Annotated in this window: 19 protein-coding genes; 7 read left to right on the forward strand and 12 right to left on the reverse strand. The window is 68.4% G+C overall.

The genetic code is table 11. The features are described 5' to 3' along the window. Window positions 1-15: 15 nt before the first annotated feature. The 3 genes from DEU38_RS16465 to DEU38_RS16475 all read right to left on the reverse strand — a co-directional run bounded on the left by DEU38_RS16465 (window position 16) and on the right by DEU38_RS16475 (window position 7,611). Window positions 16-3,423 carry a pyruvate carboxylase gene (locus tag DEU38_RS16465; protein ID WP_114722488.1) on the reverse strand — a complete coding sequence of 1,136 codons (3,408 nt, stop codon included), beginning with the start codon at window positions 3,421-3,423 and terminating at the stop codon, window positions 16-18. A gap of 197 nt (window positions 3,424-3,620) precedes the next feature. Next, window positions 3,621-5,876 carry an ATP-dependent DNA helicase RecG gene (gene recG, locus DEU38_RS16470; RefSeq protein ID WP_114722489.1) on the reverse strand — a complete coding sequence of 752 codons (2,256 nt, stop codon included), beginning with the start codon at window positions 5,874-5,876 and terminating at the stop codon, window positions 3,621-3,623. Between the two features lie 91 nt (window positions 5,877-5,967). After that, complete coding sequence (locus DEU38_RS16475; RefSeq protein WP_258557956.1) at window positions 5,968-7,611, reverse strand: DAK2 domain-containing protein; 1,644 nt, start codon at window positions 7,609-7,611, stop codon at window positions 5,968-5,970. Window positions 7,612-7,924: 313 nt separating this feature from the next. Between DEU38_RS16475 and rpmB the strand changes: the two genes are divergently transcribed. Beyond that, complete coding sequence (gene rpmB / locus DEU38_RS16480) at window positions 7,925-8,116, forward strand: 50S ribosomal protein L28 (protein ID WP_031940602.1); 192 nt, start codon at window positions 7,925-7,927, stop codon at window positions 8,114-8,116. 157 nt (window positions 8,117-8,273) lie between these two features. Further along, on the forward strand, window positions 8,274-9,068 hold the full coding sequence (locus DEU38_RS16485; protein WP_114722491.1) for an enoyl-CoA hydratase/isomerase family protein: 795 nt from the start codon (window positions 8,274-8,276) through the stop codon (window positions 9,066-9,068). A gap of 27 nt (window positions 9,069-9,095) precedes the next feature. Here the strand turns inward: DEU38_RS16485 and DEU38_RS16490 are convergent, their stop codons facing one another. The 4 genes from DEU38_RS16490 to DEU38_RS16505 are packed head-to-tail and all read right to left on the reverse strand — an operon-like array spanning window position 9,096 to window position 12,086. Beyond that, window positions 9,096-9,836, reverse strand: a complete 741-nt coding sequence (locus tag DEU38_RS16490) for a hypothetical protein (protein ID WP_147283536.1) — start codon at window positions 9,834-9,836, stop codon at window positions 9,096-9,098. 28 nt (window positions 9,837-9,864) lie between these two features. Next, window positions 9,865-10,542: a uracil-DNA glycosylase gene (locus DEU38_RS16495; RefSeq protein WP_114722493.1), complete on the reverse strand. Its 678-nt coding sequence runs from the start codon at window positions 10,540-10,542 to the stop codon at window positions 9,865-9,867. Continuing rightward, the gene (locus tag DEU38_RS16500; RefSeq protein WP_114722494.1) at window positions 10,542-11,063 is read right to left on the reverse strand and encodes a gamma carbonic anhydrase family protein; all 522 of its coding nucleotides are present in this window, start codon (window positions 11,061-11,063) and stop codon (window positions 10,542-10,544) included. The genes DEU38_RS16495 and DEU38_RS16500 overlap by 1 nt, the downstream gene beginning before the upstream one ends. A 9-nt stretch (window positions 11,064-11,072) precedes the next feature. After that, complete coding sequence (locus tag DEU38_RS16505) at window positions 11,073-12,086, reverse strand: thiamine-phosphate kinase (protein WP_114722600.1); 1,014 nt, start codon at window positions 12,084-12,086, stop codon at window positions 11,073-11,075. A 201-nt stretch (window positions 12,087-12,287) separates the two neighbouring features. Between DEU38_RS16505 and DEU38_RS16510 the strand changes: the two genes are divergently transcribed. Together DEU38_RS16510 and DEU38_RS16515 are read left to right on the forward strand one after the other, a co-directional pair. After that, window positions 12,288-12,533 (forward strand): Lrp/AsnC ligand binding domain-containing protein, encoded by a 246-nt coding sequence (locus tag DEU38_RS16510; RefSeq protein ID WP_114722495.1) that lies wholly within the window; start codon window positions 12,288-12,290, stop codon window positions 12,531-12,533. Window position 12,534: 1 nt separating this feature from the next. After that, the gene (locus DEU38_RS16515; RefSeq protein WP_114722496.1) at window positions 12,535-13,137 is read left to right on the forward strand and encodes a DUF3515 domain-containing protein; all 603 of its coding nucleotides are present in this window, start codon (window positions 12,535-12,537) and stop codon (window positions 13,135-13,137) included. A gap of 72 nt (window positions 13,138-13,209) precedes the next feature. Here the strand turns inward: DEU38_RS16515 and DEU38_RS16520 are convergent, their stop codons facing one another. Both DEU38_RS16520 and DEU38_RS16525 read right to left on the reverse strand, forming a co-directional pair. Then, on the reverse strand, window positions 13,210-14,316 hold the full coding sequence (locus DEU38_RS16520; protein WP_114722497.1) for a D-alanine--D-alanine ligase family protein: 1,107 nt from the start codon (window positions 14,314-14,316) through the stop codon (window positions 13,210-13,212). A 72-nt stretch (window positions 14,317-14,388) separates the two neighbouring features. Next, window positions 14,389-15,387, reverse strand: coding sequence for an NAD(P)H-dependent glycerol-3-phosphate dehydrogenase (locus DEU38_RS16525; protein ID WP_114722498.1), 999 nt, complete (start codon window positions 15,385-15,387; stop codon window positions 14,389-14,391). Window positions 15,388-15,552: 165 nt separating this feature from the next. On the opposite strand from DEU38_RS16525, the gene cofC reads away from it, so the two are divergent. The 3 genes from cofC (at window position 15,553) to DEU38_RS16540 (ending at window position 19,583) form a co-directional block, all read left to right on the forward strand. Then, window positions 15,553-16,269: a 2-phospho-L-lactate guanylyltransferase gene (cofC, locus tag DEU38_RS16530; RefSeq protein WP_114722499.1), complete on the forward strand. Its 717-nt coding sequence runs from the start codon at window positions 15,553-15,555 to the stop codon at window positions 16,267-16,269. A 60-nt stretch (window positions 16,270-16,329) separates the two neighbouring features. Next, on the forward strand, window positions 16,330-18,558 hold the full coding sequence (locus DEU38_RS16535; RefSeq protein ID WP_114722500.1) for an RNA degradosome polyphosphate kinase: 2,229 nt from the start codon (window positions 16,330-16,332) through the stop codon (window positions 18,556-18,558). Window positions 18,559-18,620: 62 nt separating this feature from the next. Further along, entirely contained in the window at window positions 18,621-19,583 is a 963-nt protein-coding gene (locus DEU38_RS16540) for a bifunctional NUDIX hydrolase/histidine phosphatase family protein (RefSeq protein WP_114722501.1), read from the forward strand. A 111-nt stretch (window positions 19,584-19,694) separates the two neighbouring features. On the opposite strand, the gene DEU38_RS16545 is transcribed toward DEU38_RS16540, so the two are convergent. From DEU38_RS16545 to leuC, 3 genes are all read right to left on the reverse strand, one after another. After that, complete coding sequence (locus DEU38_RS16545; protein ID WP_114722502.1) at window positions 19,695-20,480, reverse strand: HU family DNA-binding protein; 786 nt, start codon at window positions 20,478-20,480, stop codon at window positions 19,695-19,697. A 156-nt stretch (window positions 20,481-20,636) separates the two neighbouring features. Beyond that, window positions 20,637-21,248: a 3-isopropylmalate dehydratase small subunit gene (leuD, locus tag DEU38_RS16550; RefSeq protein WP_114722503.1), complete on the reverse strand. Its 612-nt coding sequence runs from the start codon at window positions 21,246-21,248 to the stop codon at window positions 20,637-20,639. Window positions 21,249-21,274: 26 nt separating this feature from the next. Next, window positions 21,275-22,708, reverse strand: coding sequence for a 3-isopropylmalate dehydratase large subunit (gene leuC, locus DEU38_RS16555; RefSeq protein WP_114722504.1), 1,434 nt, complete (start codon window positions 22,706-22,708; stop codon window positions 21,275-21,277). Between the last annotated feature and the right edge of the window lie 28 nt (window positions 22,709-22,736).

The raw sequence follows: 22,736 nt of genomic DNA on the forward strand, positions 1-22,736 counted from the left end.
TCACTCGCCTGGTCGTCAGTCGTTGCCGGCGGTCTCCCGTGTCGAGACGACCGCCAGGAGGTCGCCGCCCTCGACCTGCTGGACGCCGCCGATGGCAACGCGCGTGACGATACCGCTGCGGGGTGCTGTGATCGCCGCCTCCATCTTCATGGCCTCGATCGTCGCGACGGTGTCGCCCGCGGTGACGTGCTGCCCCTCGCCGACGACGAGGGTGACGACGCCGGCGAACGGCGCAGCGATGTGGGCGGGGTTGTTCTTGTCGGCCTTCTCCGCGGCCGGGACCTCGCTGGCGATGGAGCGGTCACGGACCGACACCGGGCGGAGTTGGCCGTTGAGGATGCACATGACGGTGCGGTAGCCGCGCTCGTCAGGTTCGGAGATGGCCTCGAGTCCGATGAGCAGTTCGACGCCCTTACCGAGCTTGACACGGTGTTCCTCGCTGCGGCGCAGGCCGTAGAAGAACTGGTTGGCCGAGAGCTGCGAGGTGTCGCCGTACTTGTCGCGGTGCTCCTCGAACTCCTTGGTGGGGCCGGGGAACAGCAGCCGGTTGAGCGTGGCCTGGCGTTCCTTCGACGACCCCGACAGACCCTTCTCGTCCTCCGCGGTCAGCGGGGTTTCCGGCTTCGCGGCGCCGCGGCCTTCGAGGGCCTTGCTGCGGAACGGTTCGGGCCAGCCGCCGGGCGGGGTGCCGAGTTCGCCGCGCAGGAATCCGACGACGGAGTCGGGGATGTCGAACTTGGCGGGGTCGGCGGCGAATTCGTCGGCCGCGACGTCGGCGCCGACGAGGTGCAGGGCGAGGTCGCCGACGACCTTGGACGACGGGGTGACCTTGACGAGGCGGCCGAGCATGCGGTCGGCGGCGGCGTACTTGGCCTCGACCTCCTCGAACCGGTCACCGAGCCCGAGGGCGATGGCCTGCTGGCGCAGGTTCGAGAGCTGCCCGCCGGGGATCTCGTGGGTGTAGACGCGTCCGGTCGGGGCCGGCAGGCCGGACTCGAACGGCGCGTACACCTTTCGCAGGGCCTCCCAGTAGGGCTCGAGGTCGCACACGGCCTGGAGGTCGATGCCGGTGTCGTGTTCGCTGTGCGCGGCGGCCGCGACGATCGCCGAGAGCGCGGGCTGGCTGGTGGTGCCGGCGAGCGGGGCGGCGGCGCCGTCGACGGCGTCCGCACCGGCCTGCCAGGCGGCGAGGTAGGTCGCGAGCTGGCCACCGGGGGTGTCGTGGGTGTGCACGTGCACGGGCAGGTCGAAGTTTGAACGCAGCGCGGACACGAGCTTCGCCGCGGCCGGGGCGCGCAGCAGTCCGGCCATGTCCTTGATCGCCAGGATGTGCGCACCCGCCTCGACGATCTCCTCGGCCAGGCGGAGGTAGTAGTCCAGGGTGTAGAGGTTCTCGTTCGGGTTCGACAGGTCGCCGGTGTACGAGAGCGCCACCTCGGCGACGGTGGTGCCGGTCTCGCGGACGGCCTCGATCGCCGGACGCATCTGGTCGACGTTGTTGAGGGCGTCGAAGATCCGGAAGATGTCGATACCGGTGTCGGCGGCCTCCTGCACGAAGGCGCGGGTCACCTTCTCCGGGTAGGGGGTGTAGCCGACGGTGTTGCGACCGCGCAGCAGCATCTGGAGGTTGATGTTCGGCACGGCCTCCCGCAGCGCGGCGAGGCGGTACCAGGGGTCCTCGTGCAGGAAGCGCAGCGCCACATCGTAGGTCGCGCCGCCCCACGCCTCGATCGAGAGCAGTTCGGGGGTCATCCGCGCGACGTGGCCGGCGACGTCGAGCAGACCGGAGGTACGAACGCGCGTCGCGAGCAGCGACTGGTGGGCATCGCGGAATGTGGTGTCGGTGACCGCGAGGGCCTTCTGCTCGCGCAGTGCCTTCGCGAACCCCTCGGGACCGAGCGCCAGCAGCCTCTGGCGGGAGCCGTCCGGGGCCGGAGCGGACAGGTCGATCGCCGGCAGTTTGTCCTGCGGGTACACGGTGGTCGGCCGGGCGCCGTGCGGCTTGTTGACCGTGACGTCCGCGAGGTAGTTGAGGATCTTGGTGCCGCGGTCAGCCGAGCTGCGCAGGGTCAGCAGCTCCGGGCGCTCCTCGATGAAGGAGGTCGTGACGCGTCCCGCGCGGAAGTCCGCGTCGTCCAGCACCGCCTGCAGGAACGGGATGTTCGTCGACACACCGCGAATACGGAACTCGGTGACGGCGCGACGGGCCCGCGCGACGGCGGCCTCTAGATCGCGGCCGCGGCAGGTGAGCTTGACGAGCATCGAGTCGAAGTAGGCGCCCACCTCGGCGCCCAGGTTCGCGCCGCCGTCGAGTCGGACGCCCGCGCCGCCCGGGGTGCGGTACGCGGTGATGCGGCCGGTGTCGGGACGGAATCCGTTGGCCGGGTCCTCGGTGGTGATGCGGCACTGCAGGGCCGCGCCGCGGATCGTGATCGCGTCCTGGGACAGGCCCAGATCTTCGAGGGTCTCGCCGGACGCGATGCGCAGCTGCGCCTGCACCAGGTCGACGTCGGTGATCTCCTCGGTGACCGTGTGCTCCACCTGGATCCGCGGATTCATCTCGATGAACACGTGATTGCCGCGGGTGTCGAGGAGGAACTCGACGGTGCCGGCGCACTGGTAGCCGATCTGCTTCGCGAACGCGACCGCGTCCGCGCAGATCCGATCCCGCAGTGCCGGATCGAGATTCGGTGCCGGCGCCAGCTCGATCACCTTCTGGTGACGGCGCTGGACCGAGCAGTCCCGCTCGAAGAGGTGGATCACCCCGCCCTGGCCGTCGGCGAGGATCTGCACCTCGATGTGGCGAGGGTCGATCACCGCCTGCTCGAGGAACACCGTCGGGTCACCGAACGCCGACTCGGCCTCACGCGAGGCGGCCTCGATCGATTCGCGCAACTGTGCCCGCTCGGCGACCCGGCGCATGCCGCGTCCGCCACCGCCGGCGACGGCCTTGACGAAGACCGGGAACTCCATGTCCTCCGCGGCCGCGAGCAACTCCTCGACATCCGCCGACGGCTCGGACGACGCCAGCACCGGCAGGCCCGCCGCCTTCGCCGCCGCGATCGCGCGCGCCTTGTTTCCGGTCAACTCGAGGATCTCCGCCGACGGGCCGACGAAGGTGATGCCCTTCGCCGCGCACGCCGCCGCGAGGTCCGGGTTCTCCGACAAGAACCCGTAGCCCGGGTAGATCGCGTCCGCGCCGGCCCGCTCGGCCGCCGACACGATCTCCTCGACCGACAGGTACGCGCGGACCGGGTGGCCGACCTCGCCGATCTGGTAGGCCTCGTCGGCCTTCAGACGGTGCACCGAGTTGCGGTCTTCGTACGGGAACACCGCGACCGTTCCGGCGCCCAGTTCGTAGGCGGCACGGAACGCGCGGATCGCGATTTCGCCGCGGTTGGCGACGAGAACTTTGGTGAACATGGGAAGAAAAGTACCGTGCCGCAGGCCACTCCGCGGAGGCACCCTCTCACGATGCGGGATGCTTCGCAAGCTTCACAAATCTCGCCCCTGACGTGCAAAATTGGCAAGTTTGCAAACAAGAGAAGAACCGTGCTGGACAGACACCCGCCAGACCGTTCGTGCGGTTCCGCGTGGCCGGATCCTGCACGGTTCTCCGGCTAGGACTTCTCCAGGAATTCGATCTTCTCGGCGTCCAGCGCGGACGTCACCATCGCCGCCAGTCCGGGATGCTCGGTGAGGTCCGGATCGGACTCGGTGACCCGGCGCGCAAATTCCTGCGCAGCGGCGATGACGTCCTCGTGCTCGAGGAGCGAGAGCAGTCGTAGTGTCGTGACACTGCCCGACTGCGCAGACCCCAGGATGTCGCCCTCGCGCCGCTGCCGCAGATCGAGCTGGGCCAGTTCGAATCCGTCGTTGGTGCCTGCGACGGCACTGAGCCGCTCGAAGGCAGGTGACCCCGGAAGCATCTCGGTGATGAGGATGCACAGCCCCTGATGGCCACCGCGGCCCACACGGCCACGCAACTGGTGCAACTGGCTCACGCCGAAGCGGTCCGCGTCGACGAGCACCATGACCGTGGCGTTGGGGACGTCGACACCGACCTCCACCACCGTGGTGCAGACCAGCACGTCGATCGCGCCTTCCGAGAAGTCGCGCATCACCGCGTCCTTCTCGTCCGACGGCAGCCGCCCGTGCAGCAGACCGACCCGCAGGTCGCGCATGGGACCGGACCTCAACTCGTCGAACAGCTCGACCGCGGACTTGGTGTCCGGCGGCTCCTTGCCCGCCTTGATCATGTCGGCTTCGCTGTCGCCGTCACCGATCCGCGAGCACACGACATACGCCTGGCGGCCGTCCGCGACCTCCTCTCGGATCCGCTCCCACGCCCGGGCCACCCACTGCGGTTTCTCCCGCGCCGCGACGACATTGCTCACGATCGGCGAGCGGCCGCGCGGCAGCTGCCGGAGCGTCGACGTCTCGAGGTCACCGAGCACCGTCATCGCGATGGTGCGCGGAATCGGCGTCGCGGTCATCACCAGCAGGTGTGGGCTCAGTCCGTCACGGGCCCGGGAGCGCAGTTCGTCACGCTGTTCGACGCCGAACCGATGCTGCTCGTCGACCACGACGAACCCGAGGTTGAAGAACTGGACATTGTCCTGGATCAGCGCGTGCGTACCGATCACGATGCCGGCGTCGCCGGTCACGATGTCGAGCAGGGCGGCGCGCTTGACGGCCGTCGACATCGATCCCGTCAGCAGGGTGACTTTGGTGGCAAGGTCCTCGGCGCCGAGTTCACCCGCGATCCCGAGCGGTCCGAGCATCGCGCGCAGCGACCGGTCATGCTGCGCGGCGAGCACCTCGGTGGGTGCGAGCAGCGCGCACTGGTACCCAGCGTCGACGGCCTGCAGCATCGCCCGCAGCGCGACGATCGTCTTTCCCGAGCCCACCTCGCCCTGCAGCAACCGGTTCATCGGATGTGGGCAGGCCAGGTCGGCGGAAATCTCCTGCGCCACCTCCTTCTGCCCGTCGGTCAGCTCGAACGGCAACCGCCGGTCGAACTCCGCGGCCAGGCCGTCCGGCTTCGCCGGACACTGCGGCGCGACGCGGGCCGCGACGTCCCGCCGACGCCGGGCCAGGACCAGCTGCAGCGCCGCGGCTTCGTCGAACCGGAGACGCTCCTGCGCCCGCGCGATGCCGTCACGGGTGTCGGGGAGGTGGACCGTGCGCAACGCCTCGTCGAGCCCGATCAGCCCGTGCTCATCCCGGATCGATCGCGGCAGGGGATCTTCCACCTCGTCGAGCTGATCGAGCACCTGACGGACGCACCGCAGCAGGGTCCAGCTCTCGACCTCACGAGTGGCCGGGTAGAGCGGAATGAGTTCGCGATCGAAGATGGACATGTCCACCGCCGCCCCGGAATCCTGCGTGGCGCGCGCCAACCCGGCCAGCGCCCCGGCGCCCTGCACGTGTGCCATGGGCACGATCGGATCCTCGGACTCTTCCGGCTCCGGCAGGATCAGGTAGCTGGGATGGGTCAGGCTCCACTTGCCCCGGAAGTACTTGACGGTGCCCGAGAACATCGCGCGCACCCCCTTGCGGACCGCGTGCTTGACCTTGTGCGGATTGAAGAAGGTGACGTCGACGCTCTGCGACTCCGCGGCGAGTACGACCTTGAGCATCTGCCCGCGTCGGCTCTTCATGTTCACGACATCCGCGGACACGACGCGGGCGATGATCGTGACGTGGGAGCCCTCCTCGGGTTCCTTCTCCGTCAGTTCCCGACCCTGCGCCGCGTACCGGTGCGGATAGTGCCGCAGCAGGTCCTCGACCGAACGGATGTCGAACGCCTCACCGAGGGCGTCGGCGGTCTTCGCACCCAGCAGGTGGTCGAGCCGGTCGCTCAGCGTCGCCATGCCAAGTCCTCCTGACCGCGCGCATCCCGTTCCGTCGCCCATCGCATCCCCGTTGCCCATCGCATCGACACAGTCGCCATCCACTCGCCCTCTACTCGACCCCGAACTGCAACAGGTCGCGGCTCTGCCCGCCTGTATAAACCATGACCTCGACACCGGGGTGCCGGGACGTGATGTAGCCGGCGACCCGCTCCCCCAGCTCGTCGGTGGCCTTTGCGCCCAACAGAATGGTCACCAGTTCGCCGCCGGCACCCAGGACGAGATCCACGAGACGACATCCCGCCGCCGCGACGTCCCGCTCGATCACCACCACCTCGTGACCGACCAGCCCCAGCCCGTCGCCCGGCTCGCAGGTCCCGACGTAGGTGAGCGCGCGTTCGTCGGCGATCCGCAGCGAGCCCCACCTCGTGGCCGCAGCGGCCTCCGACATCGCGAATGCGTCGTCGACCGCGATCCGATCGGCGTCGTGGACCGCGATCGCCGCCAGCGCCTGGACCGTCGACGAGCTCGGCAGGAACACGACCTCCCGGTCGTCCGCACGCGCCTGGGCGCCGACCGCGACCAGGTCCTGGGCGGCGAGTGCGCCGTTGGGCAGCACCATCACCTCACCGTGACCGGTGGCGCGGATCGCGGCGAGCAGTTGCGCCCGCGTGATCGTGCCGTCGGACCGCAGCACGTGCGCACCCTCCTGCGCGAACAGTTCCGCCGCACCCTCACCCTCGACGACCGACAGCACGGCGCGCGGAGCCGCCCCCAGCTCACGCGGTCGTTCGGTGCGGGTGGCGTCGAGCACGAAACACGTGATCCGGACACCGCGCAGGCGGCCGGCGTCCAGCCCCGCCTCGACCGCGGCACCGGCGTCGCTGCAGTGCACGTGCACCGACCAGGTGGCCGAACCGTCGCTGCCGTCACTGACGATGACCACCGAGTCGCCCAGTTCGCACAGCCGCGCGCGCAGTCGCGCGATGTGGTCCGCGTCCGTCTCCGCGACCAGGTACATCACCTCGTAGTCCTGGCCCGACACGGCATGCGCGACGTGGTCGACGACGCAGGTGTTCTCGCCGTCTCGCTCGTCCGCGCCCGGAGTCCGGAACGGGGCACGCTCCGGGGCCTGCCCGGTGACGACCTCGACCAGGGCATCGAGGATGACGACCAGCCCGCGGCCGCCCGCATCGACCACACCGGCCGCACCGAGGACGTCCAACTGCGTCGGCGTGCGCATCAACGCTTCGGCGGCCGCGTCCGCGGCCAGCGTCGCGATCTCGGACAGCCGCGCGTCCGCGTGCCCCTGCTCGGCCGCGTCGGCGGCCGCCGCCAGAACGGTCACGATCGTGCCCTCCATCGGAACACTCACGGCCTCGAGCGCGAGGGCCGCGGCATGCCGCAACGCCGAGCGCAGTGTCCGGGCATCGATCAGATCGGTGTCCGCGGCCTCGGCCACCCCGCGCAGAACCTGGGAGAGGATCGCCCCCGAGTTTCCGCGGGCACCGGTCACCGCGCCGCGCGCGAGCGCCTTCGCGACGCCGGACGCGCTCGCCGCGGCACTGCCCAGAGAAGACAGTGCGTCGACCGCCGACCTCATGGTCGCCAACAGATTGGTTCCGGTGTCGGCGTCCGGCACGGGGAAGACATTGAGGTCGTTGATCTCGTCGCAGTGCTTCTCGATACCGGCGGCACAGGCGCGGGCCCATCGGTGCAGCGCCGTGCCGTCCACCGTCTCCAGGACCTCGAGCAATCGCCTGTCCTCTCCCTGCACCGGTTCCACACGCTGACGGGACGCGCTCCCTATAGAAGAGGTGGCCCCGGCAGCCAAGCCTAGCGGTGGGTCCGACATACCCGTGGTGGCCCGAGCGCGGCGACCGTGTACGTTCGTTCGCGTCCTTCGTTCTTGGGCCCGACGGTGTGTGTTTTCTCCGTGGGTCCGATGATTTGGCCAATCCGTGCAGATGCGGTTACCCTTGCAGGGTTGCCTCGCACGAGTGGTTCTACTTCGCGTGTTCGTAGGCAAGCACAAGACAATGTTTCACTATCACAAGGAGTTCGCGACTATGGCTGCCGTCTGCGACGTATGCGCCAAGGGGCCCGGCTTCGGTAAGTCGGTCTCGCACTCGCACCGGCGTACCAACCGTCGCTGGAACCCGAACATCCAGACCGTTCGCGCTCAGGTTGCCCCCGGCAACACCCAGAAGCTGAACGTCTGCACCTCCTGCCTCAAGGCAGGCAAGGTCGTCCGCGGCTGATTCGGCCACCAGGACAGTCTTCGACTGAACCCCCGACACCCTCGGTGTCGGGGGTTCAGTCGTCTTCGGGGCAGATCAGGCAGGTCGGGTACGGATCCGTCGCGGTAGGTGGGACCGAACTTCCGGTCGGTTCGGGTCCGGCGGCTACTGTGCTCACGTGACTGCAACTGACGCACCGAGCAATGTCCGCATCGAGGACGGTGTCCTGCGGGTGGCCGTGGCCACCTCCGCGAACGGAACCTCTCTCGACATCGACGGAATCACCGAAGCCACCACCGCCCTGCGCGAGGCCGGCAGCGAGATCGGCGCCGTGCTACTCGCCGGCGACGGCGCGAACTTCTGCGCGGGCGGCAACGTACGGGCATTCGCGTCGGCGGAGAAGCGTGGCGAGTTCGTCGGCGAGGTGGCGGCCGCGTTCCACGAGTTCGTCCGCGCGCTCGACGCGACGACCGTTCCGATCGTCGCGGCCGTCCACGGGTGGGCGGCCGGCGCCGGCATGAGCATCGTGTGCCTGTCCGACATCGCGATCGGTGGAACGTCGACCAAGCTGCGTCCGGCGTACCCGTCCATCGGGTTCACCCCGGACGGCGGCATGTCGTGGACGCTCCCCCGGGTCGTCGGCGCGTCCCGGGCCCGCGAGATCCTCCTCACCGACGCGGTGCTGAACGGCGAGGAAGCCGTGCGTCTCGGAATTCTCAGCCGCCTCGTCGAGGACGATCAGGTGTACGACGAGGCGCTGCGCGTGGCGCGCACCCTCGCCGCCGGACCGACCGCTGCATACTCGGGCATCAAGACACTGTTCACGAGCAGCCGCACCAACACGCTGTCCGAGCAGCTCGACGCCGAGACCGCGTCGATCTCCGCGGCCGCCGACGGCCCGACCGGACGCGAGGGCGTCGACGCGTTCGTCGAGAAGCGCCGCCCGGACTTCTCGTCCGTTCGCAACGCGTAGTTGCGATCTGCGGATCCCGGTCGCCCGTCAGGCCTCCACGGTCACGGCGACCGGGGTCCGGTCCGCACGAAGGTGCACCTTCGGCCAGTAGCCATCCATGAAGGCCTGCTCGAACAATCCCTCGTCGTCGGAGAGATCGATCCCGAAATCGCCCGAGTGGTAGACGGTGACGGCCTCCACGCCGAACCCGGCGACGAACCGCGCACGATCTTCGTCGGTGTCGCCTTCGTCACGCCCCCACTCCCACAGGTAGCCGACGGCCGCATCGTGAACCGCCGTCAGATCCGCCAGGATGTCACGCACCACCGGTAGCAACTCTTCGATCCGCGCGCGGCTCACGCCGTCGAACAGCACCCCGACGGGCCGACCGCCGAACCTGCCGGCCTCCGGGATCTCCGCCGTGTAGCCCATGACCGACGGCACTCGCACGACGATCTCACCCAACACCGGATCGCTCAGCGGCACGTCCGAACCCGACACCTCGATATCGGCGGCCGGAAGGTTCGGAGCATCGAGGAAGGCCCGCTCGTCCTGCTCCTCGTAGTGCGGATTTTCCTGGGCCGGCACGAGGTACGGGACGATGGACAACTGCCCGGGCGACGCGGCGAGGATCCGGCCGTCGTCGGAGTGCAGGTGCACTCGGTTCGCCTCGTGGGCGACCGTCGCGACCCGGAACCGGCGGGGAACCGGGCGCGACCGCCTGCCGATCTCGAGGACCTGACCGTCTTCCGTGTCCAGCACGCGGACGGATTCGACAGGTGTGGTCATGATCGACACCCTGACGACGAACCGGTCCTCAAGGCAGCCGCCAATCCACCGGGTCCGCACCGAGATCCGCGAGCAGTTCGTTGGCGCGACTGAACGGGCGCGACCCGAAGAATCCGCGCCGCGCCGACAGCGGCGACGGGTGCGCCGACTCGATGGTCGGGACGTCGCCGAGCATGGGCTTCAGCGTCGACGCATCGCGCCCCCACAGGATCGCCACCATTGGCGCCTGCCGTTCCACCAGTGCCCGGATTGCCTGTTCGGTCACCGTCTCCCAGCCCTTGCGACGGTGCGAGCCGGCGTCACCGGGCGCGACGGTGAGCACCCTGTTGAGTAACAGCACGCCGTGCTCGGTCCACGGCGTGAGGTCGCCGTTGGACGGGGTCGGGTAGCCGAGGTCCTCGGTGTACTCGGCGAAGATGTTGTTCAGGCTCCGCGGCACCGGCCGGACGTCCGGCGCCACCGAGAAGCTCAGTCCCACAGCATGACCCGGAGTCGGGTACGGATCCTGACCCACGATCAGCACCCGCACGTCCTCGAACGGGTTCGTGAAAGCTCGCAGGACGTTCTCCCCGCTGGGAAGGTAGCTACGACCGTCCTCGATCTCCGCGCGCAGGAACTCCCCCATCTCGGCGATGCGATCCTCGACGGGCGCGAGGGCCTTCGCCCATCCGGGATCGACCAGATCGGCCAGCGCCTTGGCCCCCATCAGTCGAGCCTGCGCAGCGCGTCACGGTAAAACGCGGCATTGGCCTGGTACAGCTTGACGTTGAGGTCGAGGTGTCCCTCGGGAACCTCGTACCCCTCGCGGACCTTCGCCGGCACGCCCAGCGCCATGCTGCGCGGCGGCACCTCGAACTTGAACGGGACCACCGCTCCCGCACCGATGACCGAACCCGCGCCGACGACGGATCCATTGAGGACGACCGATCCGGACGCGATGAGGCAGTTGTCGCCGATCGTCGCACCCTCGATGTGCGCATTGTGTCCGACGACGCACCCGGCGCCGATGATCGTGGCGTCGATCGACGTGCAGTGGACGATCGTGCCGTCCTGGATGTTGGTGCCCGCACCGACACTGATGGTGCCGTAGTCGCCGCGCAGGACTGCCTGCGGCCAGATCGAGGCGCCCGACCCCAGCGTGACGGCGCCGATCACGACGGCGTCGGGATGGACGTATGCGTCCGGCGCGATGTCCGGCTCGCGATCACCGAGTGCGTAGATAGCCATGCCTGCAACCTATCCCGCGTCGAAGCTCTGCCAGCCGCCGGACACCGTCCACGGGTGTCCGTCGACGAGCACCGCGGGACCGTCCTCATCGCCGGCGACCTCGCCGATCACCGTCCACCCGTCGGGCGGGGCCGTCCCGGCGGGGAACGTCGCGGCGAGGGCGTGGTCCTCGCCGCCGGTCAGGACCCAGTCCCACGGATCGACCCCCACCCGCTGCGCCGCGGCGACCAGCATCCGATCGAGCTCGATCCGGTTCCGGTCGATCCGGATCCGGACTCCGGACGCCTCCGCGATGTGACCCAGATCCGCGACGAGTCCGTCGGAGATGTCGGTCATGGCCGACGCGCCACCGCGGGCGGCCTCGATGCCGGCGCGGTACGGCGGCGTCGGCACCCGGTGTGCGGCGACGAGCGCAGCAGACACCTCGTCGGTGTCCTCCCCCGGACGCGCGAGATCGGCGAGCAGCAGCGCGAGCCCCGCGGCCGACCGCCCGAGCGTGCCCGCAACCGCGACGACATCGCCCGGAACGGCTCCCGACCGGAGAACGGGCGCGCGCCCCTCGAGGTCCCCGAGCACCGTGATCGACACCACGACGTGGTCGGACTGCACCAGGTCGCCGCCCACCACTCCGGCACCCAGCGCCTCGGCCGCGAGCCCGATTCCTTCCGAGATCCCTGCAGCCACCGACACCGGGGTGTCGGAGGGACAGCCCAGCGACACCAGAAAGGCCGTCGACCGGGCACCCATCGCGGCGATGTCCGCGCCGTTCTGCGCCACCGCTTTTCGACCCACCTCCTCGGGAGTGGACCAATCGAGGCGAAAGTGCCGGCCCTCGACCAGCATGTCCGCCGACACCGCGACCCTGCCGTCGGCCGCGCGCACCACCGCGGCGTCGTCCCCCGGCCCGAGGAGCGTGGTCGCCGGCTGCCGGCGGCCCTCGACCGCCCGTCCGATCACCGCGAACTCGCCGATGTCGGCGACCGTGCGATCGGCGTCGTCGCGCCTGGGTCCTGCGGTGTCGATGATCGGCCTCCCAGCGTCGGTCCCGGTGGTGGATGGGTCCAGCCGTGCCGGGTCACGGGTTCGAGTCCCGCGACTGCGGTACCTTTTAATTTGCGGCCGGTATCCCGGCACGGAATGCCGGAGGCGGCGTTCCGGGGTCCCGGATCTCTCGAGACTCTACCGAGATACCGGCGCACGACGACGGGAAGGGACGGACCCGCGGTGCAGGCTTTCGTACTGATTCAGACCGAGGTCGGCAAAGCCGCTGCAGTCGCGGCCACGCTCTCGCGCATCCCGGGCGTCGACTCCGCCGAGGACGTGGTCGGACCCTACGACGTGATCGCCCGCGTGGGCGCACACGGCGAGAACGGACTGTCCGACGTCGTCGACGACATGAAGAAGGTTCAGGGCATCACCCGAATCCTGACCTGCCAGATCGCGGCACCGACCGCACCGACCGAGAACTGAGATGTCCGAACCCGAACACACCCCATCCGAGCAGACCGAACAGCACCGTGCGGAGCCGCAGGAGAAGGAGAAGCGCAGCCCCGCACTGATCGCGACAGCCATCGCGCTTCCCGTCGCCCTCGTCGTCGGCGTGATCGCCGCAGCTGCCATCGCCGGCCGCACACCGGTGACCGAGCCCGTCGGCCTCGGCCCCGTCCAGGCGCCCGCCGCGCAGTCGGCCGAGTGCAACGCATTGATGGAGAACCTGCCCGAGGACATGGGCGACTACACCCGTGCCGAGCTGCGCGATCCCGCACCCGAGGCCACCGCGGCGTGGCAGCCGTCCGAGGGCGAGCCCGTCGTGCTGCGGTGCGGTCTCGAGCGCCCGCCGGAGTTCCACCAGGCGTCCGTGCTCAACGTCGTCGACGGCGTGCAGTGGTTCGAGATCTCGGGCGCCGCGCAGGGCATCGACGCGAGCACGTGGTACGCCGTGGACCGCGGCGTCTACGTCGCGCTCACGGTTCCGAACGGATCCGGCCCGACGCCGCTGCAGGACGCCTCCGCCGCGATCTCCGCGTCGATGCCGCAGAAGCCGCTCGACCCCGCCCCGGTTCCCAACCCCTAGAAGTACCCTGCCAGGGCGAGTTCGGCTCGAGCTGAGCTCGGGCCGAACTCGCGTGTCGGTCGGGCGCCGGCCTCAGCGCAGTCCCGTCCCGCGGGCGAGTGCGGTGTCGACGAGGGTGGAGACCAGCGTCGCGTACTCGACGCCCGCGGCGTCCCACATCCGCGGGAACATCGAGATCGACGTGAAGCCGGGCATCGTGTTGATCTCGTTGATGACCGGCCCGTCGGCGGTGACGAAGAAGTCGACACGCGCCAGGCCCTGGCAATCGAGGGCGCGGAACGCGCGGACGGCGAGTTCTCGGATCTCCGCGCTCACGTCGTCGTCGAGCTTGGCCGGGACGTCGAACTCACAGATGTCGTCGAGGTACTTGGTGTCGAAGTCGTAGAACGCGGACTCGTCGCCGTCCGTGTCGGGCATACGGATCTCGGCCACGACGCTCGCACGCACGTCGCCGTTCGGGAACTCGAGGACACCGCACTCGACCTCGCGGCCGACGACACCGGATTCGACGATCACCTTGGGATCGTGCGAGCGCGCGTGCTCCACGGCGGCGTCCAGCTGCGACCAGTCGGCGACACGGGTGATCCCGATCGACGAGCCGCCCCGCGCCGGCTTGACGAACACGGGCAGACCGAGCCGCTCCTTCTGTTCGTCGGTGAGCGTCGGGGTGCCCGGGCGCAGCACCACCTGGAAGCCGACCGGCAGACCCTCGGCCGCGAGCAGCTTCTTGGTGAACTCCTTGTCCATGCCCGCCGCGCTGGCCAAGACGCCGGGGCCCACGTAGGGAATGCCAGCGAGCTCGAGCAGCCCCTGGATCGTGCCGTCCTCGCCGTACGCGCCGTGCAGGACGGGGAACACGACGTCGACAGAGGCGAGCGCCTGGCCGGCCTGCGTCTCGTCGAGGCTCACCAGCGCGCCCGCACGAGTGGGGTCCGCGGTCAGTGCCAGGGCGGTACCCTCCGCGTCGACCGTCGGCATCGACCGGTCCCGGATCGCGAGGTCCGCGGGATCCGTGGAGCCCAGGACCCAGGCGCCGTCCGTGGTTATGCCGATCGGTACCACTTCGTACCGGTCCGGGTCGAGGTTCCTCAGGACGCTGCCGGCGGAGACACAGGACACCGAATGCTCGTTACTGCGGCCACCGAAGACGACGGCGACCCTGGTACGCGGATTGTTCACGCCCCAAACCGTACCGTCGAGGGCGGCATCACATCGAACCGACCGAGTATGCCGATTGCGGTCGCCCGAGAGCTATTCGGGTTTGATGCGGCGACCGAGCAGGAGACCGACCGCGTCGTGCACGGACATCCCCTCGTGGCACACCCGGTGGACGGCGTCCGTCAGCGGCATCTCGACGCCGTGCGCGGCCGCCAGCGCACGCACCGAGGTGCAGGACTTGACGCCCTCGGCGATCTGCCCGTTGGTCGCGGCCTGCGCGCTCTCGAGGGAGCCGCCGAGCCCCAGGCGCTCACCGAACGAGCGGTTGCGCGACAGCGGCGATGCACACGTCGCGACCAGGTCGCCCACCCCGGCGAGTCCGGCCAGCGTCGCCGCGTTCGCGCCGAGCGCGACACCGAGACGGATGATCTCGGCGAGCCCCCGCGTGATGAGCGTCGCGATCGTGTTCTCGCCCAATCCGATTCCCGATGCCATCCCGCACGCCAGGGCGATGACGTTCTTGCACGCGCCGCCGATCTCGCAACCGATCACATCGGTGTTCGTATAGGGCCTGAAATACCCTGTAGCACAAGCCTTCTGAACTGCGAGCGCGCGAGCCTCGTCGGAACACGCGACAACCGTGGCGGCAGGCTGACCCAACGCGATCTCCCGCGCCAGATTGGGCCCCGACAGGACAGCGACGCGGGACGGATCCACCTGGGCGACCTGCGAGATGACCTCGCTCATCCGCAGCAGCGTCACGCTCTCGATGCCCTTCGCGAGGCTGAGCAGCGTGGCGTCCGAACCGATCGCCCCGGCCCAACCCTGCAGGTTGTCCCGCAGCGACTGCGACGGCACCGCCAGCACCACGATGTCGGCGCCGTCGAGAGCCGCCTCGTGATCGGCGGTCGCGGACAACGTCGACGGAAGGACGATCCCGGGCAGATAGTCGGGATTCTCGTGCCGGGACACGATCGCGTCGGCCACCTCGGGCCGCCTCGCCCACAGGGTCACGTCCGTGCCCGCGTCCGCGAGCACCTTCGCGAACGCCGTCCCCCACGACCCCGCCCCGAGTACCGCTGCTCTGCTCACGCCGTCCCCTCCGATCTGCGCTCACCGCTCGTGCCGTTCACTGCCCACACCGTTCCGCCACCGACCCTGCCCACGCCGCACACTGCTTTGGAACACGATATCTCCCCGGCTCCCCAGCTCGCCGGTCGCGAGCCACCCTCGACACGACTGGCAAGATTGCGTCCCATGAAGGCGGAGCACCGATCGCAGCGGCCGGTGCACACCCATGTCCTGATCGCGGTCAAGGAATTACGGCTCGCGAAGTCGCGGCTCGCCGAATCCCTGTCGGCCGCCGACCGCACCGACCTCGTCGTCGCCATGCTGCACGACACGTTGGCGACCCTCGTCGGCGCGGGCGTCGGCCCCGGACCCGACAACTCGTTCTCGGGAATCACGGTCGTGACGCCCGATCCGATGGTGGCGACGATCGCGGATCAGTACGGCGTGAGCCACCTCCCCGACCCTGTCCGGGCGGTCCCCGGGGAGTCGAGTCTCAATGCCGCGCTGGCCGCGGCGGAGTCCTCCGTGCAGACCGATCCCGACCGGACGGATCTGGTGGCGCTGCAAGCGGATCTGCCCGCGCTGCGCGCCGACGAGTTGCTCGAAGCGCTCGCTGCCGCCCGGAAGGTGGGGCGCGCGATCGTCGTCGACCACACCGGCACCGGCACGGCAGCCCTCTTCGCGTGCGGGCCGGGCAACGCGCTGGATCCACGTTTCGGCACCGATTCCGCGGCCCGCCACATCGCCTCCGGCGCGTACGCACTCGACGGTGACTGGCCGGGATTGCGCCAGGACGTGGACACGGTCGCGGATCTCGCGGCGGCCGCGCGACTGGGGCTCGGGCCCGCTACACGCGCAGCGCTCGAGCACATGAGGTGTACGCCCGGTGTCCGGCGGCTCTGAATACTGTGAACTGCGCGTGATCGATTGTCGCGCCTGCAATTCTCGAGGGATGATCGGAGAGTGAGCAACGGGAGAGCACTCGAACGACGCACAGACTCCGATCGGGCGACCGAGGACGGCTCCGGCGCGGACCGCAGGGTTCCGGCCGGCGGCCCGGACAGCGGCCACCGGCCGAGCATCCCGACCGCGCCGCCGGCCGCCACGCCGGACGGCACAGAGGACGTCGGACTGCCCGTGGCTCGCTACCTCAATCGCGAGCTGAGCTGGCTCGACTTCAACTCTCGCGTGCTCGCGCTCGCCGAGGACACGTCGCTGCCGCTGCTCGAGCGCGCGAAGTTCCTCGCGATCTTCGCGTCCAATCTCGACGAGTTCTACATGGTCCGCGTCGCGGGCCTCAAGCGGCGGGACGAGACCGGCCTGTCCGTACGGTCCGCGGACGGACTCTCACCGCGCGAACAGTTGGCACTGATCGGAACCCGGACGCAGGAGATCTCGTCCAAGCACGCTCAGGTCTTCCTCGACTCGGTGCGTCCGGCGCTCGCCGAAGAGGGAATCTCGATCATCGGCTGGCCCGAACTCGACGCCGAGGAACGCGGACGGCTCTCGGATCATTTCCACGAGCAAGTCTTCCCGGTCCTCACCCCGCTGGCCGTCGATCCCGCGCACCCGTTCCCCTATATCAGCGGCCTGAGCCTGAATCTCGCGGTGACGGTGAAGGACGCCGCCACCGGTGGCGAACACTTCGCCCGTGTGAAGGTGCCCGACAACGTCGACCGCTTCGTACGCGTCAAGCGCACCAGCGACGCACCCGGTGCGATCGCGGCGTTCCTGCCCACCGAGGACCTCATCGCAGCGCACCTCGACGTGTTGTTCCCCGGCATGGAAGTGGTGGAGCACCACGCCTTCCGGGTCACGCGCAACGCGGATTTCGAGGTGGAGGAAGATCGCGACGAGGACCTCCTCCAGGCACTCGAACGCGAACTCGCACGCCGCAGGTTCGGCTCCCCCGTCCGACTCGAAGTCGCCGACGACATGACCGAGCACATGCTCGAACTGCTGTTGCGCGAGCTCGATGTCGACCCCGGAGATGTGATCCAAGTTCCTGGGCTACTTGATCTTTCGTCGCTGTGGCAGGTGTACGGCGTGGATCGCCCCAACCTCAAGGACGCCCCGTTCGTCCCGGCGACCCACCCCGCTTTCGGTGAGCGAGAGACACCGAAGAGCGTGTTCTCGACGCTGCGCGACGGCGACGTCCTGGTGCAGCACCCCTACGATTCGTTCTCGACCAGCGTCCAGCGGTTCATCGAGCAGGCCGCCGCCGACCCGCAGGTTCTCGCGATCAAACAGACGCTCTATCGCACCTCGGGTGACTCGCCGATCGTCAACGCGCTCGTCGCCGCGGCGGAGGCCGGCAAGCAGGTCGTCGCTCTCGTCGAGATCAAGGCCCGCTTCGACGAGCAGGCCAACATCAAGTGGGCACGCAAGCTCGAACAGGCCGGCGTCCATGTCGTGTACGGACTGGTCGGTCTCAAGACGCACTGCAAGACCTGCCTCGTGGTCCGCCGTGAAGGTTCGACGATCCGCCGGTACTGCCACATCGGCACGGGCAACTACAACCCCAAGACCGCGCGCCTGTACGAGGACGTGGGCCTGTTGACCGCCGCACCCGAGATCGGCGCCGACCTGACGGACCTGTTCAACTCGCTCACCGGTTACTCCCGAAAGTCGCAATACCGCAACCTCCTGGTCGCCCCGTACGGCGTCCGCTCCGGAATCATCGAGCGCATCGAAGCCGAGATCGAGCACAAGAACGCCGGACGGGAGTGCGGGGTCCGGCTCAAGGCCAACGCCCTGGTCGACGAACAGGTGATCGATGCGCTCTACCGCGCGTCCCAGGCCGGTGTTCCGGTACGCGTCGTCGTCCGCGGTATCTGCGCCCTCAAGCCGGGAGTTCCCGGGCTGAGCGAGAACATCGAGGTTCGCTCCATCCTCGGACGTTTCCTCGAACATTCCCGGATCATGCACTTCCGGGGCGCCAACGAATTCTGGATCGGCAGTGCCGACATGATGCACCGCAACCTCGATCGTCGCGTCGAGGTGATGGCACAGGTCAAGGACCCTCGACTCGCCCGACAGCTCGACGAGATCTTCGATTCCGCACTGGATCCCACCACCCGGTGCTGGGTTCTGCAGTCCGACGGAAGCTGGCTGGCAGCGCCTGCCCGCGGCGAGAAGGTCCGCGAACACCAGGAGGAGATGATGCGCCGTCGGCGGTCCTTCAGCTCCTGAGCAGGATCCACCACAGCCTCCGTGTGCCGCAAGAGCCGTGGCCGAAGGAAGGAACGAAGCCCTTGAGTCGCGAGAAGCCGAGTCCCGAGAAGCCCAACCCTGACAGACCGGTCAAGGCGAATATCTTCGCGGCGGGCGCAGTTTTGTGGCGTAAGTCTCCGACGAATCCGTATGAGATCGAAATCGCTCTCATACACCGGCCCAAATATGACGACTGGTCATTTCCCAAGGGCAAGCTCGACCCCGGCGAAACGTCGATTGTGGCAGCAGTTCGTGAGATCGGCGAAGAAACTGGCATAACAGCGCAATTGGGGCGACATCTATCACGTGTGACATATCCGATACCCGGTCATCGCAAGCTCAAGAGAGTCGAGTACTGGGCGGCGGAGGCCGCATCCGGCGAGTTCACCGCGAACGACGAGGTCGACGAACTTCGTTGGCTGCCACCCGATCGCGTTCCCGACCAGCTGTCCTACCCGATGGATCGGACGATCCTGAGGCGATTCATGCAGGTCCCGCCCGATACCACCACCGTCCTCCTGGTCCGGCACGCCAAGGCCGGCAGCAGCAAGAAGTACACCGGGGACGACACTGTCCGTCCACTCGATGCGAAGGGGCTGGTCCAGGCGGAAGCTCTTGTCCCTCAACTGCAAGCCTTCGGGGCCACCGCGATCTCCTCGGCCGACCGCACCCGGTGTACACAGACCATGGAGCCCCTCGCCGAAGCGCTCGGGACACCTATCCGCATCGAGCCGCTCCTCTCCGAGGAGGGCTACGCAGCCGATCCGGCGGGCGCGCGTGCCCGAGCCCGGAAGATCGCGGCGCTGGGGGGCGTCCAGGTGATCTGCAGCCAGGGCGGCGTCATCCCCGACCTCATGGAGTGGTGGGCGGAGCGGGACGGCATCCAGCTGCCGCCGGCTCGAAACCGTAAGGCGAGCACCTGGGTGTTGTCGCTGTCCGGCGGGCGTCTCGTGGCGGCCGATCACATCGACAGCCCCCTGCCGGTCATCCGTACGACCGACTGACGCGAACCCCGATCTGGTACAACCGAAAACACAACACGGCGGCCACGGGAAGATCCCGTGGCCGCCGTGTCAGTTACGGAGAATTCCGTGGGCGCCGAGGCGCCGGCGGTGTCACTTACGCGCAGTGCGCTTGGCCGGAGCCTTCTTGGCCGCAGTCTTCTTCGCCACGGTCTTCTTGGCGACGGTCTTGGCCGGAGCCTTGGCCGCCGTCTTCTTCGCGACAGTCTTCTTGGCGACGGTCTTGGCCGGAGCCTTGGCCGCCGTCTTCTTCGCGACAGTCTTCTTGGCGACGGTCTTGGCCGGAGCCTTGGCCGCCGTCTTCTTCGCGACAGTCTTCTTGGCGACGGTCTTGGCCGGAGCCTTGGCCGCCGTCTTCTTCGCGACAGTCTTCTTGGCGACGGTCTTGGCCGGAGCCTTGGCCGCCGTCTTCTTCGCCACGGTCTTGGCCGGAGCCTTGGCCGCAGTCTTCTTCGCCACGGTCTTGGCCGGAGCCTTGGCCGCAGTCTTCTTCGCCACGGTCTTCTTGGCTGCGGTCTTCTTGGCCGCAGTCTTCTTGGCCGCCTTCTTCACCGGCTCAGCAGCGCCACGCTTGACGGCCGGACCCGAAGCCGGAAGCTTCTGGCCACCGGCGATGAGCGCCTTGAACTGTGCACCCGGACGGAAAGCCGGAACCGAGGTCGGCTTGACCTTGACCGTCTCACCGGTGCGCGGGTTGCGTGCGACGCGGGCCGCACGGCGACGCTGCTCGAAAACGCCGAATCCGGTGATGGTGACGCTCTCACCGGAGTGCACGGCGCGCACGATGGTGTCGACGACATGCTCGACGGCCTCGGTGGCGGTACGCCTGTCCGAACCCAGTTTCTCGGTCAGAACATCGATGAGCTCTGCCTTGTTCATGGAAATTCCTCCGCAAACTAATGGTCCACCGTCGGACCGACTACGAACTACGGTAAACCCGAAATCGGCAAGAGTCTATGTGCCACGCCAATTCTCATCAAGCGCGGCCCCCCCATCTGTGGTAGATGAGGGGGCCGAGCCAGTTATCAGATTGGGTCAATTGTCGTTCGCGACACGGGCCGGAAGCGTCTCAGGTTTCCAAGAAGGCCTTGACTTTTCGAACTCGGAAATCGCGTCTACCTGGCGCAATGTCAGCCCGATGTCGTCCAGGCCCTCCAGCAGACGCCACCGCGTGTAGTCATCAATCTCGAACGGCACCACCGTCGTTCCAGCGGTCACGGTCTTCTTCTCGAGGTCGACGACCAACTCGAGACCGGGCTGCTCGTCGAGCAGCTTCCACAGCAACTCGACGTCGCTCTGATCGACCTGCGCGGCCAACAGACCGGCCTTGCCGGCGTTCCCGCGGAAGATGTCCGCGAACCGCGACGCGATGACGACGCGGAAACCGTAGTCCGACAACGCCCACACAGCGTGCTCGCGTGACGAACCCGTGCCGAAGTCCGGTCCGGCGACCAGGACACTGCCCTTGTCGTACGGCGCGGTGTTGAGAATGAAGTCCGGATCGGTGCGCCAGGCCGCGAAGAGCCCGTCCTCGAATCCGCTGCGGGTCACACGCTTCAGGTACACCGCGGGGATGATCTGATCGGTGTCCACGTTGGACCGGCGCAGCGGAACACCGATTCCCTTATGGGTGGTAAAGGCTTCCATCGTTTTTCTCCTAGTTCCCTTGCGCCCTATGCCAGATCTGCCGGTGCCGCCAGCGTGCCCCGCACGGCCGTGGCTGCGGCGACGGCCGGAGAGACGAGGTGCGTACGCCCGCCCTTGCCTTGGCGGCCTTCGAAATTGCGGTTGGACGTCGACGCGGAACGCTCACCGGGGGCGAGCTGATCCGGATTCATACCCAGGCACATCGAACATCCGGCCTGACGCCACTCGGCTCCCGCAGTGGTGAAGATCTCGCCCAAGCCTTCCTCTTCGGCCTGTGCGCGAACGCGCATCGAACCCGGGACGATCAGCATCCGGACGCCTTCGGCGACCCGACGGCCATTCAGGACATCCGCAACGGCACGCAGATCCTCGATGCGCCCGTTGGTGCACGAGCCGACGAAGACGGTGTCCACGGACACATCCCGCAGCGGCGTTCCGGCCTCCAAGCCCATGTACGCCAGCGCCTTCTCGGCCGCGTTCCGCGCGCTCTCGTCGGCGATCTCGGCCGGATTCGGGACCGAATCTCCCAGCGGAGCGCCCTGTCCGGGGTTGGTGCCCCACGTGACGAACGGGGTCAACGAGGCCGCGTCGATGTGCACCTCGGCGTCGAAGACGGCGTCGTCGTCGGTCTTCAACTGTTCCCAGGCCGCTACTGCGGCATCCCAGTCGGCACCCTGCGGCGCGTGCGGGCGACCCTTGATGTATTCGTAGGTGATCTCGTCCGGCGCGATCATTCCGGCGCGAGCGCCGGCCTCGATCGACATGTTGCAGATCGTCATCCGGGCATCCATCGACAGCTTGCGGATTGCCTCGCCGCGGTATTCGAGGACATACCCCTGTCCCCCACCGGTACCGATCTTCGCGATCACCGCGAGGATGAGGTCCTTGCTCGTGACACCGGACGGCAACTCACCGTCGACCGTGATCGCCATCGTCTTGAACGGCCGCAGCGAGAGCGTCTGCGTCGCCATGACGTGTTCGACCTCACTGGTACCGATTCCCATTGCGAGAGCACCGAAAGCGCCGTGCGTCGAGGTGTGGCTGTCACCACACACGACGGTCGTACCGGGCTGGGTCAGGCCGAGCTGCGGGCCCACCACGTGCACGATGCCCTGGTCGAGATCGCCCATCGGGTGCAGGCGGACGCCGAACTCCTCACAGTTCTTCCGGAGAGTGTCGACCTGTGTGCGGGAGACCAGGTCCGCGATGGGCTTGTCGATGTCGATCGTCGGGACGTTGTGGTCCTCGGTGGCGATCGTCAGATCCGGCCGACGCAGCTTGCGGCCCGCGAGCCGGAGCCCGTCGAATGCCTGCGGGCTGGTGACCTCGTGAACGAGATGCAGGTCGATGTAGATGAGGTCCGGCTGCCGCGCCGCACCCTCACCTTCGCCGCGCACGACTACGTGCTCGTCCCACACCTTCTCGGCCAGAGTGCGTCCTCTGTTCGCCATCTTCTCCACCTCTGTATCCGGATGTCGCGCCGCCGGG

This window comes from Rhodococcus sp. AG1013 (assembly GCF_003350365.1).
GTDB lineage: Bacteria > Actinomycetota > Actinomycetes > Mycobacteriales > Mycobacteriaceae > Prescottella.

What these genes read in the sequence shown, in the direction of transcription:
- DEU38_RS16465 (WP_114722488.1), bottom strand. Translation starts at nt 3,423, where the DNA reads ATGTTCACCAAAGTTCTCGTCGCCAACCGCGGCGAAATCGCGATCCGC.
- recG (WP_114722489.1), bottom strand. Translation starts at nt 5,876, where the DNA reads ATGGCGACGCTGAGCGACCGGCTCGACCACCTGCTGGGTGCGAAGACC.
- rpmB (WP_031940602.1), top strand. Translation starts at nt 7,925, where the DNA reads ATGGCTGCCGTCTGCGACGTATGCGCCAAGGGGCCCGGCTTCGGTAAG.
- DEU38_RS16490 (WP_147283536.1), bottom strand. Translation starts at nt 9,836, where the DNA reads ATGACCACACCTGTCGAATCCGTCCGCGTGCTGGACACGGAAGACGGT.
- DEU38_RS16495 (WP_114722493.1), bottom strand. Translation starts at nt 10,542, where the DNA reads ATGGGGGCCAAGGCGCTGGCCGATCTGGTCGATCCCGGATGGGCGAAG.
- DEU38_RS16500 (WP_114722494.1), bottom strand. Translation starts at nt 11,063, where the DNA reads ATGGCTATCTACGCACTCGGTGATCGCGAGCCGGACATCGCGCCGGAC.
- DEU38_RS16515 (WP_114722496.1), top strand. Translation starts at nt 12,535, where the DNA reads ATGTCCGAACCCGAACACACCCCATCCGAGCAGACCGAACAGCACCGT.
- cofC (WP_114722499.1), top strand. Translation starts at nt 15,553, where the DNA reads ATGAAGGCGGAGCACCGATCGCAGCGGCCGGTGCACACCCATGTCCTG.
- DEU38_RS16545 (WP_114722502.1), bottom strand. Translation starts at nt 20,480, where the DNA reads ATGAACAAGGCAGAGCTCATCGATGTTCTGACCGAGAAACTGGGTTCG.
- leuD (WP_114722503.1), bottom strand. Translation starts at nt 21,248, where the DNA reads ATGGAAGCCTTTACCACCCATAAGGGAATCGGTGTTCCGCTGCGCCGG.